Source organism: Wenzhouxiangella sp. XN24 (assembly GCF_011064545.1).
GTDB lineage: Bacteria > Pseudomonadota > Gammaproteobacteria > Steroidobacterales > XN24 > XN24.
In genome coordinates this window covers 1-1,677 of the sequence record NZ_JAAMFG010000019.1, presented here as the reverse complement: position 1 = coordinate 1,677, position 1,677 = coordinate 1, and the positions used below count along the sequence as shown (strand labels likewise).

Below are 1,677 nucleotides of genomic sequence, written 5' to 3'. Positions count from 1 at the left end.
TGGTAGTTGCCCTGGATCTTCTGGGTCAGGTCGCCTTCACTCAGCGCCACCATGACGCGCTTGACCTCGTTGACCGGGACCACGACCGCGTCGAGAGTGGCGTTCACGCCTTCGACGATCTTCCTGAAGTCGCCCTCATGACGCTTGGCGTCGGCCCGGGTGGCGAGCTGGCCCGCCAGGGCCGCGTCGGAGAGCATGTTGGCGTCTTTCACCAGCCTGTTGACGGCATCGATGCAGGTGTTGAGGTTTTTCTTCAGGGCATTGAAGTCGCCCTTGTACTCGTCGGTGATCTTCTCGGGGATGTCGCCATTGGAGATGCGGTCGACGTAACCGGCCGCCACGTTCAACGGACCGATGACGGCGTCCAGCGTGGCGTTGACGCCCTCGACGATCTCACGGTACTCGCCTTCGTGGCGAGCCGCGTCCGCGCGCGTTGCCAGTTCTCCAGCGGCTGCTGCATCGACGAGCTTCCGCGTGTCGAGCGCCATCTGGTGCACGCTTTCCTGCGCGGCGCTAAGGGCTGCAAGCAGGCTGTCCGCGTCACCGTCGCGTACAGCGACTTTCTCGTCGAGTTCTCCGGCCGCGATCTGGCGTGCCACCCTGGCGGCATATTCGGGTTCGCCACCGAGCTGGATCGTGATGCTGCGCGCCACCCGCCAGGCGAGCACCAGGAGGGCCGCCATCAGGAGTAACTGGATTACCGCCTGGTCCGACAAGTGGCTCATGAACGCTTGATCGATATCGTCCACATAGACGCCGGTGCCTATGACCCAGTTCCAGGGCTCGTAGAAGGCCACGAAAGAGATTTTCGGTTGAGGTTCCTCGTAGCCCGGTTTCGGCCACATGTACTCGACGATCCCTGCGCCGTCTCGTTTCGCGACCTCGACGAATTCGCGGAAAACGTACTTGCCGTTGGGGTCCTGGTTGTTGCTGAGGTCCTGGCCTTCGAGTTCGGGTCGGGCGGGGTGCATGACCATGACCGGCCGGGTGTCATTGATCCAGAAGTATTCGGCGCCCTTGTAACGCAGGTCCCTGACAGCCGCCTTGGCCGCTTCCTGGGCCTCGTTCCGCGTCATGCGGCCGGATTCCTCCAGCGCATGAAAGTGCGCGATCACGCCGCGGCCGATTTCACCCAGGCTTTGCACGGCTTCGCGGTGGCCCGCTTCGAGTTGCCCGCGATAGCTGTGCAGCGCGACGGCCGAGAGCAGGAGAATACCGAGTTGCACGGTGACCAGTACCAGCACCTGGCGCTTCATCACCGACATGGATCTGAGTGAGAATTGCATCGTCGGTATTCCTTTCCTTCCGGGCTCCTGAGAGCTGGGACGAGCCTCGCGATCTCTTGTCGCCAGGCTCGTCTTTCGCTCAGAACTCCGTCCACTCGTCGCCGTCGGTACCGGCGACTGCGGGTTTGGGTGCCTTGCGGGCCGGGGCCTTGGGCATGCCGCCGTTGGCCTTGGCGGCGGGTGCCTTGGCGGCCGGCGCCTTGGCCGGCGTGCTGCGCGGTGCGGTGATGCCGGAGGTCTTGGCGTCGTCGATGCGGAACACGGAGACAGCCTGGGCGAGGCCATGGGCCTGGTCTTCGAGGGAGGAGGCGGCGGCCGCCGATTCCTCGACGAGCGCGGCGTTCTGCTGGGTGACCTCGTCCATCTGGGTGACGGCGGTGGACACCTGCTC

General features: G+C 64.5%; 1 protein-coding gene and 1 pseudogene. Both read right to left on the bottom strand.

Translation table 11 applies throughout. From position 1 onward, the window contains the following. A partial coding sequence (locus tag G6032_RS01390) for a cache domain-containing protein (RefSeq protein ID WP_165280347.1) occupies positions 1-1,286 on the bottom strand: 1,286 nt, incomplete at its 3' end. A gap of 79 nt (positions 1,287-1,365) precedes the next feature. Continuing rightward, positions 1,366-1,677, bottom strand: a pseudogene (locus G6032_RS01385) (chemotaxis protein); the annotation flags it as partial.